At 54.7% G+C, this 14,542-nt stretch carries 10 protein-coding genes; 9 read left to right on the top strand and 1 reads right to left on the bottom strand.

Annotated elements, in window-relative coordinates; all coding sequences use genetic code 11:
- The first annotated feature begins 23 nt into the window (after window positions 1–23).
- The 3 genes from ACYVHB_RS00850 to ACYVHB_RS00860 are packed head-to-tail and all read left to right on the top strand — an operon-like array spanning window position 24 to window position 2,059.
- Window positions 24–455, top strand: coding sequence for a DUF2147 domain-containing protein (locus ACYVHB_RS00850; RefSeq protein ID WP_461048708.1), 432 nt, complete (start codon window positions 24–26; stop codon window positions 453–455).
- Window positions 456–465: 10 nt separating this feature from the next.
- The gene (locus tag ACYVHB_RS00855; RefSeq protein WP_461048710.1) at window positions 466–1,275 is read left to right on the top strand and encodes an SDR family NAD(P)-dependent oxidoreductase; all 810 of its coding nucleotides are present in this window, start codon (window positions 466–468) and stop codon (window positions 1,273–1,275) included.
- Window positions 1,276–1,294: 19 nt separating this feature from the next.
- Window positions 1,295–2,059, top strand: a complete 765-nt coding sequence (locus tag ACYVHB_RS00860; protein ID WP_461048712.1) for a hypothetical protein — start codon at window positions 1,295–1,297, stop codon at window positions 2,057–2,059.
- Window positions 2,060–2,186: 127 nt separating this feature from the next.
- On the opposite strand, the gene ACYVHB_RS00865 is transcribed toward ACYVHB_RS00860, so the two are convergent.
- On the bottom strand, window positions 2,187–3,839 hold the full coding sequence (locus tag ACYVHB_RS00865) for an Ig-like domain-containing domain (protein ID WP_461048714.1): 1,653 nt from the start codon (window positions 3,837–3,839) through the stop codon (window positions 2,187–2,189).
- A gap of 203 nt (window positions 3,840–4,042) precedes the next feature.
- Here ACYVHB_RS00865 and ACYVHB_RS00870 point away from each other — a divergent pair, with 203 nt between their 5' ends.
- From ACYVHB_RS00870 to ACYVHB_RS00895, 6 genes are all read left to right on the top strand, one after another.
- Window positions 4,043–5,545 (top strand): hypothetical protein, encoded by a 1,503-nt coding sequence (locus ACYVHB_RS00870; protein WP_461048716.1) that lies wholly within the window; start codon window positions 4,043–4,045, stop codon window positions 5,543–5,545.
- 75 nt (window positions 5,546–5,620) lie between these two features.
- Window positions 5,621–6,064, top strand: coding sequence for a hypothetical protein (locus ACYVHB_RS00875; protein WP_461048717.1), 444 nt, complete (start codon window positions 5,621–5,623; stop codon window positions 6,062–6,064).
- A gap of 99 nt (window positions 6,065–6,163) precedes the next feature.
- Complete coding sequence (locus tag ACYVHB_RS00880; RefSeq protein ID WP_461048719.1) at window positions 6,164–7,654, top strand: hypothetical protein; 1,491 nt, start codon at window positions 6,164–6,166, stop codon at window positions 7,652–7,654.
- Between the two features lie 3 nt (window positions 7,655–7,657).
- The gene (locus ACYVHB_RS00885; protein ID WP_461048720.1) at window positions 7,658–11,098 is read left to right on the top strand and encodes a hypothetical protein; all 3,441 of its coding nucleotides are present in this window, start codon (window positions 7,658–7,660) and stop codon (window positions 11,096–11,098) included.
- A 215-nt stretch (window positions 11,099–11,313) separates the two neighbouring features.
- The gene (locus ACYVHB_RS00890) at window positions 11,314–12,672 is read left to right on the top strand and encodes a hypothetical protein (RefSeq protein WP_461048721.1); all 1,359 of its coding nucleotides are present in this window, start codon (window positions 11,314–11,316) and stop codon (window positions 12,670–12,672) included.
- A gap of 301 nt (window positions 12,673–12,973) precedes the next feature.
- A complete protein-coding gene (locus ACYVHB_RS00895) occupies window positions 12,974–14,539 on the top strand; it encodes a caspase family protein (protein ID WP_461048723.1) in 1,566 nt (521 codons plus the stop codon).
- The last annotated feature ends 3 nt before the right edge of the window (window positions 14,540–14,542 follow it).

Below are 14,542 nucleotides of genomic sequence, written 5' to 3' on the forward strand. Positions count from 1 at the left end.
GTTCAAATTTATAACGACGATCAATGAGGTCTATAATCCTCTTGCTGCTACTGATTAGCGGTCCAATACTAACCGCTTTTTCTCAGGATAAGTCCGATGCAATACTCGGTGAGTGGCTTTCGGCTAAGAAAGACAGCCGGGTGCTTATTTACCGGCGGGGAAACCTGTATTACGGCAGGCTCACCTGGGGTATTGGCGGGCCTGCCAACGACGAAAAAAATCCTGATCCAGCCCTGCGAAAGCGGGAATTAGTCGGACTAACCATTCTAAACAACTTCAGACACGACGGCGACGACACCTGGCAAAACGGTACCATTTACGACCCCAGAGAAGGTAAAATATACGCCTGCAAAATGACGCTTAAGAACACTAATACGCTCAGCATACGCGGGTACGTTGGCGTGTCGCTCTTCGGGCGAAGCGAAGTTTGGTCAAGAGTCAACCAACCAAAATAACACAGTAGACATGCTATTCAAAACCTCAGAGAAGAAACGCTTGCAGCAAAAATACGGACCGTGGGCGGTTGTTACGGGTGCTTCGTCGGGGATTGGCCTTGAACTGGCCCACCGATTAGCCGAAGCCGGCTTGAACGTAGTTATCAATGCCCGACGAGCGGACGAGTTAGAGAAAGTAGCGCAATTGCTGACCGCCACGAATGGCATAACTGTCCGGGTAATTGCTGCCGACGTTTCGGAACCAGCGGGCGTTCAGCAAGTAATTGACCAAACCGCCGATTTAGACATCGGACTGCTGGTAGCTTCGGCCGGGTATGGCACGTCGGGTTGGTTTACTGAGTCGAATTTAACCGAAGAAATGGGCATGTTGCGAGTGAACTGCGAGGCCGTGTTAGCCCTGACGCATCACTACAGCAAGCGGTTCGTCGGGAACAAGCGAGGAGGCATCATCTTGTTAAGTTCGCTGGTGGCGTTCCAGGGCGTTCCTTTTTCGGCGAACTACGCGGCTACCAAAGCGTACGTGCAGTCACTGGCCGAAGCGCTCGCTGTAGAGTTGAAACCAGACGGGGTTGATGTATTATCTGCGGCTCCGGGACCGGTAAAAAGCGGGTTTGAGCAACGCGCTAATATGAAGATGAACATGGCCCTGACGCCCGCTCAGGTGGGCATCCCGATCCTGCGGGCATTGGGGCGGCAGACAACCGTGCTGCCCGGCTTTCTGAGCAAGTTCTTAACGTACTCGTTGCGGACGGTTCCCCGCTGGGGTAAAGTAAGAATCATGAAACAGGTCATGGGCGGTATGACGGCTCACCAGCGCTAGCTAACCCGGATTTATTCGCATGAAGACGTTTATCGACTTGCTCAAACAACGAAATGAGCCGCTGTATTACTTCGGTCTGCTCTGTTTTGTGGCTGCCCTGCTATGCCTCCTACTTACCAGAGTGACACAGACGCAGGTGATGGGCACCAACGCCTGGTATAAACCGTTCAAGTTTTTCCTGTCCACCGCCATTTTCGTGTGGTCAATGGCTTGGTACACGGGTTATTTGGGTAACATCCGGGCGGTAACTTGGTATTCGTGGGGGTTGATTGCTTTGTTCGGCTTTGAGGATCTGTACATCGCTGTTCAGGCGGGCCGGGGACAGTTATCTCATTTCAACATCAGCACACCCTGGTACGCCGGTGTCTACGGCGCAATGGCCCTCGCGGCCGTCGGTATTTCCTTATGGACGGCTTACATTGGTATATTGTTTTTCCAAAGAGACTTTCCTGACCTGCCGCCTGCCTACCTGTGGGGCATTCGAATAGGCCTAATTATATTCGTTTTTTTCTCCATGCAGGGGTTAACGATGGGGTCCCGCCTGACGCACACCATTGGCGGGCCGGACGGTAGCCCCGGTCTGCCTGCGGTGAACTGGAGCCGAACGTACGGTGATCTGCGCGTTGCTCATTTCATGGGTATGCACGCATTGCAGGTTTTACCCATTCTTTCCTATTATGTACTGAGAAATGTGAAGCTTACCCTACTGGCAGGCGTGTTATATGGTGCTGTAACTACGTTGCTGTTCATCCAGGCCATGCAGGCGAAACCTATTTTTCGGTAACTCAGGTGTCATGATGGATCAATAGTTTATTATTGACGCGAATTGGGAATACACACTGTGTAGGATGTGCAGGTCCTTACTCAACGAAATTGTTCGTCCTTTTGAAGTACCGAAGTCAGATGACCGTTTAAAAATCAGTATCGGTCAGTTCAAAATTCTGCTTCACCCGGATTGTTCCATCCTCCTCCGTGCCGGGGGCATAAATGATTCGCTCGGGTTGAAGTCCCTTTTGCACGTTCCCAATATCGCGCCTTCGGTTGCCGTTGGCATCAATGATCAGCCGGACGCGGTAAAAACCGGGCCGGAGCCGGGCAAAATTATAACTCGGCGTTCCATAAGCCGTTCGGACTACTTTATAATCCTTGTCTAACAACTCCACAATGAAATTAGTACCTGCGGAACCGACCGTGGTTGGGTTCACGCGCCCGGCAATCAGGCCGTACGAATCTTCCTCAGCAAGGGTGTATTTCGCTAAATAACGCGGCAGCGTATCGCCCTGGACACTGATGAACGCGCCTTTCTGGAGCCGAAACAGCACACTGTCGACCACCGCACCAGCCGACCGATTAGTAGCCCGTTTAATCATTAAGCGCGAAAAACTATTGCTCCACGTCAGTTCGGCGGGCGTTAGTTGAAACGGTTTGGTGCTGTCGGGGCCGATGTTAATCAGCGTAGCATCGAACCGGAATACGGGTTTGTTGAACGTCAGGGTGAATTCTAAGTTGTTGTCGATGGGTTCGCTGGCTGAAGGCGTAATTTGCACCGCCAGGGGTGTTCGGTTTCGGGTTCGCGTTTTCAGGGGCGAAAAATAAATCCGCTCTTTCAATTCGGTGATTGTTCCCACCGAGTCCTCGGCCAGGAGAGTCAGGTTTATTGTATCGGCGGCAGCGCGATTGGCGGGGCGATAAAGCCGGATCATCTTTGGCGTTTCAAGAAACGATACAAGCGTATCACCCGGCTTTGTGAAGCGCAGCCGGTAACTCAGAATGCCGCTGCTCAGTTCCAGCCCCAGCGTTTCGTCGGTGCGTTCGCGTCGGCTGATGCGCGGCTTGCCGTAGCCCCGGAACGCTACTAAGTTCTGGTCGGTGAAGTTGCGGGTCAGGTTCAGCACACTGTCGCGGAAAGCCACGCGCTCGCCCGCCGTATTGTTCACCAAATTCAGGTCTTTATCGTCGAAACCGTAGACCTTAAATGGACCGGCTTTCACGTTTTCGATGCGGTAGTTGCCGTTGCTGTCCGTGCGGGCGAAGTACTGCGGCCGTTTGCGATTGATGGGCAGCGTGTCGGTGGCGGCAAACAGGCCTACCACAAAGCCCAGTAGTGGCTGACGGCTTTCGTCGTCCAGCACGGTGCCGGTCAGGTAGAGTGAATCGAGGGTGGGGCCGGTGCTGAACACGACTTTGGAGTCTTTGGCGATGTTGCGCTCGGTGATGTCCTTGATGCCGTCGGCGAAGTCGATGGTGTAGGTCGTGTTGGGTTGCAGCGGCTTGTCGAAATTCAGTCGGACACCCGTCGGCAGCGATTTAACGATAAACGTGTTGCTGTCCTGGGGTGTGATGATGACTTTCTGCTGGAGATTTTCGCTGTTGACATACTCATCGAACGTCAACGTAACGGACTGCCCCTGGTAGTTCAGTTGGCGAATTTTGGGAACGCTGACGACTAATTTTGGGGCTATGGTGTCTTTTTTGCCGCCCGGCGGCTGGGCAACCTGAGCGCAGTTTTGAAGCAGAATCGGGAGCGAAAACAAGCAGGCAAGTATGAAATGGCGGAATGTCATGGAAAGCAGATAAGACTACAAAGGTAAACGCCCGTTTATCGTTCTTCTGTACCGGCTGACATAAAATGGGCACTCGCTTCGTTACGTTAAGTAGAAATTTAAGAAAATTTAACCCGCTTCCGCCCGGTAGTGGGTTAGTGCCTGGTCAGTTTGGTACTTTTGCCGCACGGTGAGCTGACCCGTTCAAATTCAAAAACCGATTCATGATTCACACCCGTTTCTGCCTTTTGCTTGTAGTGCTGACTGGTTTGCTAATGGGGTGCTTCAGCCCCGCCGACGAGTTGGACAGCCAGATCAGCGAGGCAATCACCAGCGACAACGCCCTCGATGCAACCGAAGCCAGCGCGATCCGGGCGTTTATCACGAAAGAAAAAAAGAACCTTGCCGACGATAAGAAAACGGCTAAACTGCTGACCGCCAGTGGGAGCGTCGACGAATCGGCACTGGCCAACTACATCAAGCGCAATATTGACTACCGGAAGCTGGCTAAAGAAGGCGATGCACCTACAATTGCGTTGTCCGGTGCGACGGCCCCGGCCAAACCGCTCCGGCTCCGGCTGTACCTTGAAGCATCCGCCAGTATGTTTCCCTACGACGCGCCCGGCGGCAACGGCACGTTTAAGCGGGCGCTCAATGATGTGCTGACGGGGTTCGACGGGATTAATCCGGGTCAGGGCAAAACGTTTGTGGTCAATACCGAAGTCAATGACCTGGGCCTGTCGCTGTCGCAGTTTTTTAAGCAGGGCAGCATTTTCACTGTCGCTAAAACGAAGGGAAAAACGACAAGTACCGATTTTGAAGGCATCTTTCGGGAGATTTTATCCAAAACTTCCGGCGACGATGTAAGCGTACTGGTTTCGGATCTGATCTACTCCGACCCGAACATGAAGGGCATGAGCGCTCCGAAAATCTTAGACGCGGCCAGTTCGCTGCTGACAACGGTATTTAATCCCTACGCTCAGACGCACTCTATGCTGGTGCTGAAAATGACCGCCGACTTCGACGGTACGTATTATAGCTGGAACAACGTCAAACAGAAATACAAGGGTGAACGACCCTATTACCTTTGCCTGATCGGGACTAACGTGGCTATGGAACGGCTCTACACCGACCCGGCCTACCAGACCATCCGCCGGTTCGACCAACTACCCGGCTACGACGATTCGTGGTTTTTTGGAAGAGACGGCAAGGCCATTACGCCGTTTTATACGATTCTGGTGAATGACCCATCGTGCAGAGGCCGGTTTAAGCGGGCGAACGACGAGGTCCGCGAACGTACTAAAGCGGTTCATGCGCTCGACGATGTACAGCCCGACGTATCGGACAAGGGTTTAACCATTCCCGTGGCGGTAGATTTGTCGGCCCTGCGGTTACCGGCGTCGTTGCTGACGGACAAAAGCCAGTATGAGGTAGCGGGAAAAGACAACTTTAGGGTCTCGGCCGTACAGCCCTACGCGGGCACCAACGGCACGACGCATAAATTACTGCTGACGGCGAATAAACCCGCACGTGGCGACCGCACGGCGACGATTCGGTTGCGTCGGGAGTTCCCGCCCCGCTGGATCGCCAACACCAGCATAACCAATGACATTCCCGTCGATGCTGGTTCTACATTCGGCTTACAAAACCTGTTGCAGGGCGTCGAACGGGCCTATAATCCAAACAATCAAACCGAATATTTCACGCTAACGATAAATTTACAATGAGCGAAAGCGTGAATGAGTGAAAGAGCGAGTTAACGCTATCACTGATTTGCTCTTTCACTCATTCACTCATTAAACATGGAAGAATCACTCTATAATTTTTACAACCTGTTCGTTAACAGTGCGTTGCTGGAAGATTTGTATCAGGAAGAGCTCCTATCGCCCATGACCTGGACGGCGGTGGGCATTGCGCTTGTGGTCGCGTTTGCGTTCTACATCTGGCCGTTCAACCGGGTCAGTTTCAGCGGGTTGGGAAGTTGGCTACTTATGCTGGGCGTCAGTTCACTGCTGCTGTTTGTGATTACGCTCGTTACGTGTTATCAGAAAGCTAACCAGGAAATACCGCGCGATGAAGCCGATGCGGAGCAGGGTTTTCTGTTCGACCAGGGCGTGAGCGTATTCTTAAGTTACGCCTTCTCGATGGCCCTGCTGACGGCCATCATTTTCTTTGTGATCTCGATGGTGACGAAAAATTTCAGCAAAAATGCCAAACACCGGCCCATGCTTTGGCCGTCGAAATGAGAATAAGTTAGCCAGTCTATGCGTCAGTGAGTTAGTCAGTTGCTGACGCCCGTTCGCCACTGACTAACTCACTGACGCATAGACTTATCAATTGTAATTATGCCAAAATTATTTGTCTTCGCCATTGGCGGAACCGGCTCGCGGGTGCTGAAAGCACTCACGTTTTTGCTGGCGTCGGGCGTTAAGTTGAACAATACTGATGAGGTAATTCCCATCGTGCTGGACCCCCACGCCACCAACGACGACCTGCTCCGTACCAAAGACCTGTTGCGCGAGTATGGCAACATCCGGGCGGGTCTGCAAACCAAACCAACCGAAGGCTTTTTCGGGACCGAGATCAAGACGCTTAACCGAGCCATCGGCGGCAACGCGACCATCGCCGATACCTACGTGTTCGAGTTGCAGGGCGTTCAGCAGGAGAAATTCAAGGATTATATTAATTATGAAGGGCTCGACGCACCCAACAAAGCGATGGCCAGTCTGCTGTTTTCGGATGAGAACCTGGAAACTAAAATGGACATCGGCTTCGTGGGAAATCCCAACATCGGCAGCACGGTGCTAAATCAGTTCCGGTACTCCGACGTGTTTCAGGCGTTTGCCGAAAACTTCGGGGCCAACGACCGGATCTTTATCGTCAGCTCGATTTTCGGGGGCACGGGTGCGGCTGGTTTCCCCATTCTGCTCAAAAATATCCGGGGCGCGCAGGCCATCGGTCAGATCCCGAATCCGGCGTTTTTGACCAATGCTAAAATCGGGGCCGTAACGGTGATGCCGTACTTCAGCCTGACTACCAGCGACAACAAACTGATCGACCCGGCGTCGTTCATTGCCAAGACCAAAGCCGCGCTCGATTATTACCAAAAAGGCGTTAACCCGTCGGTCAACGCGCTGTACTACATTGGCGACGACCAGACGAAAGCCTACACGTATGACCCCGGCGCGGGTGGCCAGAAAAACGAAGCGCACTTTGTAGAAATGGCGTCGGCGCTGTCCATCGTCGATTTTATGAATATGCCCGACGGTAGTCTCGCCGTTGCTAACGGCCGCCCGACGAACCCGGTTTATAAAGAATTCGGCATTGACCAGGACGGTATGGCGCTCCAGTTGGGTAATCTCGCTGGAGCCACCAAGCAACTAATCAGCCTGCCGCTGTCCAAAATGGCCCTGTTCAGCACCTACCTGAGCCAACGGCTCCGCACGGCGGCTGGCACGGTGCAGTGGTCTAAAGCGAACCCGCCCATTTCGACGTCGTTTCTGAATTCGCAGTTTTTCAACAGCGTCAAAAACTTCGATACGGGGTTCCGGCAATGGCTGTCGGAGATGGGTGCCAACAAACGCTCGTTTGCGCCGTTCCTGCTCGATGCGGGCAACCTGGGTCAGACAGTACGCGGATTTGAGCCAAAAAAGAAAGGCATTTTCGGGGGCGAATCGGATGTGAAACTTGATATCGTCGACGACTTCGACCAGACGCTTAACAAAACTGCCGAGGGTAAAGCCTACGTCAGCGAAGCCGATAAATTCGTGCAACTTTTCAACGAAGGCACCGACCGGTTCGTCCGCGAACGACTGCCAAAGGTGACAGATTATTAAATTATGCCCACAACACTCAGCTTACATAACCCCACGCCGGGACTGCACTGGTACGTCAGCAAACCGCTGGGCACCGACCAGATTGCGGCCATCCGCGATCCGCAGGGGGGACAGACCGTGAAGCAGCCAACGTCCATTCCCAGCCCGTTTGCGCGGATGGATCTGGTGCGGTCGGCGTTCCTGAACCTGTCGCTCAAGCCCGACCTCAGCGGCACCGTCAACGATCAGCGCATCGTGTCGGACTGCCTCGACGTAGGCGAACTGTTTTTCAACTACGACAAGCTCAAAACGTTCGTCACCATCACGCCGTTCGACGTGCGCACCGACCTCGACCGGATGCGTAATTCGGGCAATCTGGGCCATAAACGACTCGGCGACGCGCTGAAACTGTTTCTGGATCAGGACGCAGCCGAATACAATTTCGGAGCCATCAACCGGCTGTTCGTGCTCAGTTATCGGGGCCGGGTGGTGGGCGGAACCTCACCGAAAACCTTGTTTTTCTCGTCGGGAAATGACTTAAGTTGGGTGGACGTGTCGATGGGCAACGACCGGCTATTCGACTCGTCGGTGTGCCCGCTGCATCAGCGCGATATTGAGTATCAAAAATTCTGGTACGCCATTAAGCTGTTCATGCCCGATTTTCGTACGCGTTTCCGCGAGGTCGATGATTACCTGAACCGCAGCAAGGCCCTGTTGCAGCAGCAAAACCCGGCGATGTTTTACCAGCACATCGAATCGCAGAACGGCCAGCCCTTGCTGACGCGCGAACAGTTCGATTCGGATTTCGACGAACTGACCACCGGACCCGGCGACGTGGTGGAGGTGCTGGGCTTTCCGCTCCGCAAGAAAAAGTCCGACGCCCGCGCCATCGACACCGTTAGTGATTTCATCATAAAATCAGACAAGTACGCCCGGCTCAATCAGGGTAAGCCGCGCCCAATGGCGTTGCAAAACCGGTTTTTTCGGCAATTTACCTACGTACCACAGGCGCAGTGGAACCCCAATACACCCGTGCCCTACGTGGCTCGTGAGTCGTGGCGCGACAACCAGCGGCCCCTGCCCGGTCAGCCGGGCAATTACCCGTGGCTAACGGTCAGCGATCTGTTGGAGCCGTACCTGGTTCGTCTGCCGTACCCCACGGACCGGGGCCGTTTTTTTGATGGGAACCTACAATCAACAGCATCCGAAAAAGGCTTTTTACTGCCGTTGAAAAAGGATTTTTTCGACTTTTTTGACGTCGATGATTTGCTGACGGGCCGCGTTCGGCTGAAGATGACGCCCCAGGGCGGGGGCGTGCTGGTGACGCTGGACATTCCCGTAACGGCTCCGAACCAGCCCGGCAACCAGTTCGTGACGTTTGAACGGGTGTACGCGCAGGCCATCGGCACGCAGAACGCCACCGCGCCCAACGAGACGACTAATGAGGGCATCATCGTCGAGAATTCGTTTACCGTCAACATCTATCCATTTGTGCGGTCGGGCAGCGTGACGGTTCCCGCCGACTACCGGGTGCAGTTGATCGAGTCAGGTTTCGACAGCCAGAACACCTACGAACTGACGTATTTTAAGCAGCAGACCAACGCCCCGGTTGCGGCCGAGTCGAAGCACAACCGCACCGTTCGACAGCAGAATACCGACGGGTCGAGCGTCTACTATGTTATGCGAGAGGAGTTCGACTATATGCAGACGAACATCCGCGCCGACGGCCGGGAACTCAACGGAATTTTGATTCCACGCTGGCAACGCTACGACGGTGGTAGCAAAGTATTCGAGTTTTCGGTCGATTTCGGTACAACCAATACCCACGTCGAATACAAAGTGGACGGTGGAGCGCCCCGGCCGTTCGATGTGGCCGAACTAACCCCGCAGGTGGCGACATTAGTGAACCCAGCGCAGTACAACCCGGCGCTGTTCGAGTTGTTTCTACTCTATGACCTGGAATTTGTACCACCAACCATCGGCCCCGGCCGACCGGACAACTTCCCGACGCGCACGGCCATTGCCGAGCCGCTAAACTTAAGTTTCAACCAGCAAACGCAGGCCCTTGCCGATTTCAACATTCCGTTTTACGTAGAGCGGCAACCGGCGGGGTCCAACCGCATCACGACGAACCTGAAATGGGCCAAAGCCAGCGATCAGACCGAACGGCGCGTGGAAGCTTTTCTGGAAGAGTTGCTGATGCTGATCAAAAATAAAGTGCTGACCGAAGGCGGCAATCTGGCCCAGACAACGGTGTACTGGTTCTTCCCGGCCAGTATGACGCCCGGCCGCGTCAGTCAGCTCCGGGCTGACTGGCAGCTACTTTACGAACGCTACATCGGCGGGTCGGCGGGGCGGCTTCGCGAAGTGTCGGAGTCGGTAGCGCCGTTCTATTATTACAAGCAAAACCCCACGCTGAGCGCATCGGCCCGGCCGGTGATCAACGTAGACATCGGGGGCGGCACCTCCGACGTGGTGGTATACGAACGCAACGAACCGAAACTGCTGACCTCGTTCCGATTTGCGGGTAACGCCATCTACGGTGACGCCTTCAGCGAATACGGCGCGGCCAGCCACAACGGGTTCGTTCGGAAGTACGCCGACAAAATTCAAACGCTGTTGGACAGCCAGAGCCTGGGTAACCTGAGCGATAATAACCGGCGAATTTTGGATACGAACCGATCAGAAGACATCATGGCGTTCTGGTTTTCGATTGAGCGGAGCAACGACGTAAAGGCCAAAAGTATGCTGTCGTTCAACGGGATGTTATCGAAAGACGAGGACCTGAAAGTTGTATTCGTGCTGTTCTACACGGCCCTGCTGTATCACATTGCGCGGCTGATGAAGCACCGGGGCATTGGGTTGCCGGGGGCGCTGACGTTCAGCGGTACGGGGTCTAAAGTGCTCACGATCATTAGCGCCGACGATGCCATGCTGGGTAAGCTGGCCCGGGCAATTTTTGAGAAGGTCTACGGGCAGGAGTACGGCACGAGCGGCCTGACGCTGTTTTATGAGAAGCGCGGCCCGAAGGAGGTGACCTGCAAAGGCGCTCTGATGCAGCCTGCCAACAGCCGCCCCGTCGATACCGAAGCGATCAGCTACGTCTACCCGGCTACCTTCAACGACGAGTTTCCCACGCTGACCTACACTGACCTGCGCAAGCCGGACGTGGTGGACTCGCTGCTGAGGGAAACTAACGCGTTCATCGACTTCTTTTTCGCGCTTAACCAGCAGTTCAGCTTTGTGAGGAATCTGAACGTATCGGCGCGGTCATTGGTGGTGGCGCAACAGGAATTGCGGACGCACTTAGATACATCGTTGATGGATGGTATCCAGCGTAAGGAGAGCGATCTGGCAGCCGAGTTCAGCGGCATGTCCGACGCGTTGGGGGCACCCATTGAGGAAACCTTATTTTTCTATCCGTTGGTTGGGGCCATCAATAAATTAGCGAACGCCTTGGCGTGATTTTGCGATCCCAATAAAGCGGTGGGCTGATACAGGGCTGACGCGTTCATGCCGGGCTAACGCAAAGCTGGTGCGTTCACGCCGGATTGGTAAGAGTTGGTGCGTTCATGCAATAAAACAAGCTGGTGGTACACAGTAAAATACGAGCTGTCGTCATTTGTATCAGCCCACCGCTTTAGCGTTGGGGGCTTGTAAAATCCATAAAACCCCGATAAATGAAACAAACTATTGCATTCCTCATCGCCGTAGCCGGGTTCGCCACGTCTCTGTTGGCCCAAACGCCGAACGTGAATCAGGCGGCCGTCGACACGCTAACGAAGGATGTAGCCACGGTTGTGCTGGCGAACCAGACGGGGGAGAAAGCGGCCGAGATCCTCAATTTATTTTCAACCTGTACGGATGGTTGCGACGCAGTTTCCATTATCAAAAGTGTGGGTGGATGGGATGCTGTCGGTGTTAAGATGCAGGAATTAGGTCGGTTGAAGAACACCGCCCGGTTTCAGGCAATGTCGCCTGGCGAAGCAAACGCGGCTATTCGGCAGGAATTAGCCCGGTTTTACGCAAAATACAAGACCGACAAAAACTATGGTGTTCCGCTTAGTCAGGAGATTCAGGCGCAGATGCTGGCGAAGATTGACCGGATGCTGCCACCCGCTGTTGCACCCCAGTCAGCACCGGCAGCGGCTGGCCAACCCGCCACCGCACAACCGGACCCCGCTGCTGCACCGGACGGAAACCCGAACATTGACAATGATGCCCTGCGAATTAGTCAGTTGGAGCGCGAGGTGAAGGAAGGGCAGGCTAATCAAATCTGGATGCTGATTGTGAGTGCCCTCTTGGGCCTGTTGGTGGGCGCAGGGGTTGTCTATTTCGTACTGAATCGCGCTCTGAAGAAAGAAGTTGATCGGCTGACCGACGACAACAAACAACTGAGCCGCGATCTGGACGCTGCCCGACGTCCGAAAGTGGCGAATGAAGTTCGACGACCGCAGCCCGACAATCGAAGAAAACCGGATACGTACGCTCCGCAACAACCGGAACAAGGCAATCCGATTCGGGCCATTACGCCGGTTGATCCAACGCCGTCGACAACCGAGGCTCCGGCTGCTGGAACTCCGCCGATTATGCGTTCTGGTACGCCCGCGCCGGGATCGTCCGGCCCAAACGAACCCCTCGGTCAGTCACTGGCCGCTCAGGAATTGATTTCTGTCCCAGGTCAACCGCAGCCGACGGCTCCAGTACCGGCCCGCAGCGACGTGTTTTATTTTCCGCCCCCGGACCCGAATGGTCAGTTCGACAACGCACACCGGGCTGATAGGCTTTCGCCCGAATCGGCCTACCGGTTCAGCAGCAACGCCCAGGCACCTGACGCAGCCACGTTCCGGTTCGAGGCTGAGCCGGGCCGGGTTGCTCGGTTTCTGACGTATCGCAACTACATGATCGAACCCGCCTGCGACAGTGAAAATAGTTTTTCGTCTACCTATACCCACATTGTGAACAAGCGCGACGGCGAAGCGGTGCTCGAAAACGGCGTATGGCGCGTGAAAATAAAAGCGCTGATTCGGTATGAGTGACAGACTGTCCGTGTCTGTGTTTCTGGGCGTCTAAATACTTAGTTGAATGCCTTGTTACGTCGGCGTCCGGGAAGAATCTGCGAGTAGACCGCAAATTCTTCCCGGACGCCGATTTGTTGGTGGGTGACCCGGAATCGACGCTGGTAACGGGGATTAACTGCGTCGGAAACAAGAATAAAAAGAAAAGATATTTTTTGATTATCAGTTGACCATCTTATATTTAGCCTGCTGATTCGAGTCGCCAGTTACGGGTATTGGCAGGGTCGGCATTTCCTCTATCCACGCTAATCATCGTTTAAAAATGCGCAAGCTTTTCTGCGGCTGCGCGTGCGTATCTGCGCTCCGCCCTGCCTTCTGTTGCTGGTTAATTCTGCTGTCGCTCAGCAGCGCGGTCTATGCCCAAACTGCTCAGGAATGGACGAACCGGGCTGATGCCGAGCCGGACCCCGCCAGGGCTGAACAATTTTATACGGAAGCCCTTCGGCTCAACCCCAGCGCTGATGCCGTCCTACTTGGCCGGGCAATCGTGCGGGGTCGACTTGGCCGTTATCAGGAGGGCATCAGCGACGCTTCGGCAGCTATCGCCCTCAGCGACCAGCAACCACTTTACTACGCACAGCGGGCTTATTTGCGGCTTCAGTTGAGCGAGTATGATGACGCAGCCAGCGACTACCAGCAGGCCCTTCGATTCGACCCCCGCGATGCCCGTTACTACAGCGGACTCAGCAACTGCCGACTCAAACAGAACCGGCTTCCTGAAGCCTTCGCTCTGGCCCAGAAGGGCATTGAGTTAACGCCCGACTCCCCGTACCCCTATCGAAACCGGGGACGTGCCCAGCTTTACTCGGGTAAAACCAACGAAGCCATTGCTGATTTTCAGCGTAGTCTCGACCGCCGACACGCTGAGTCATACCGGGTACTGACCGACCTGGGGGAGGCTTACGAACGTAAACGGGAATACACCAAATCGGCTGATTATTACAAACAGGCGCTGGTACTGAAGCCGGGCTATGTCGATGCCGAAGTTCGCCTGCTGGGTCTGACCAAAAACGGATGGCTGAAGGCGACGACTGTGGTGCCGGGTGCTCAGCCAACGTCCAGTGCGGCCGGGTCGCCGACGTTCGCGGGAAAGCGCGTGGCGTTGGTTATTGGTAATTCGGAATACCTAACGATTGATCCGCATCTCAACGGTCAGCCCGAACAGGATGCCCAAGCCATTGATGCCCGCCTGAAAGAACTTGGCTTCACCTCGATCATTAGCTTGAACACGGACGCCAAAACCCTGCACGATCAACTGAACGCTTTTTACGAAGTGGCGACGGGAGCCGATCTGGTATTTTTTTACTTTGCCGGTCACGGTTTGCAGTACAATGGGTCGAACTACCTGCTGCCGGTCGACATTGAGCTTTTTCCGAATGATCCGGCGAGTTACGCCGGGAAACTGAACCGTCAGGCGCTGCTGATTACCACCGTCATCGAACGATTGCAGAAGTGCAGACCGCAGTTTTGCGTGATCGTACTCGATGCCTGCCGCGAAGACCCGCTGCGAACGTCGAAGACGGCCCCGGCGGGCGACGCCGGTGCGGGAAGTCACCTCACTCCCCAGCCGTTTGTGCCGATTGTAGTCGAGAATTTCATTCGCAACTGCTGCGTAGCGCAGGCTACGGCCGCCGGTAGCCGGGCCTGGAACGGACCAGGGCGCAATGGCTGCTACACGGAAGCGTTGCTGCGTCATCTGAACCGGGGAAACTCGCTGGGGGCGGCCCTGAAGCGGGTACGCAGTGACGTACTTGATGCGTCAAAAAAAGCGGGTACCGAACAACGGCCCGAATTTCTAGATCAAACAACCGATGACCTTATTTTCTGATGC

Source organism: Spirosoma arcticum (assembly GCF_054779955.1).

Bases quoted from the DNA above. Each gene is read 5' to 3' on its own strand.
- ACYVHB_RS00850 (WP_461048708.1), top strand. From the start codon at position 24: ATGAGGTCTATAATCCTCTTGCTGCTACTGATTAGCGGTCCAATACTA.
- ACYVHB_RS00855 (WP_461048710.1), top strand. From the start codon at position 466: ATGCTATTCAAAACCTCAGAGAAGAAACGCTTGCAGCAAAAATACGGA.
- ACYVHB_RS00860 (WP_461048712.1), top strand. From the start codon at position 1,295: ATGAAGACGTTTATCGACTTGCTCAAACAACGAAATGAGCCGCTGTAT.
- ACYVHB_RS00865 (WP_461048714.1), bottom strand. From the start codon at position 3,839: ATGACATTCCGCCATTTCATACTTGCCTGCTTGTTTTCGCTCCCGATT.
- ACYVHB_RS00870 (WP_461048716.1), top strand. From the start codon at position 4,043: ATGATTCACACCCGTTTCTGCCTTTTGCTTGTAGTGCTGACTGGTTTG.
- ACYVHB_RS00875 (WP_461048717.1), top strand. From the start codon at position 5,621: ATGGAAGAATCACTCTATAATTTTTACAACCTGTTCGTTAACAGTGCG.
- ACYVHB_RS00880 (WP_461048719.1), top strand. From the start codon at position 6,164: ATGCCAAAATTATTTGTCTTCGCCATTGGCGGAACCGGCTCGCGGGTG.
- ACYVHB_RS00885 (WP_461048720.1), top strand. From the start codon at position 7,658: ATGCCCACAACACTCAGCTTACATAACCCCACGCCGGGACTGCACTGG.
- ACYVHB_RS00890 (WP_461048721.1), top strand. From the start codon at position 11,314: ATGAAACAAACTATTGCATTCCTCATCGCCGTAGCCGGGTTCGCCACG.
- ACYVHB_RS00895 (WP_461048723.1), top strand. From the start codon at position 12,974: ATGCGCAAGCTTTTCTGCGGCTGCGCGTGCGTATCTGCGCTCCGCCCT.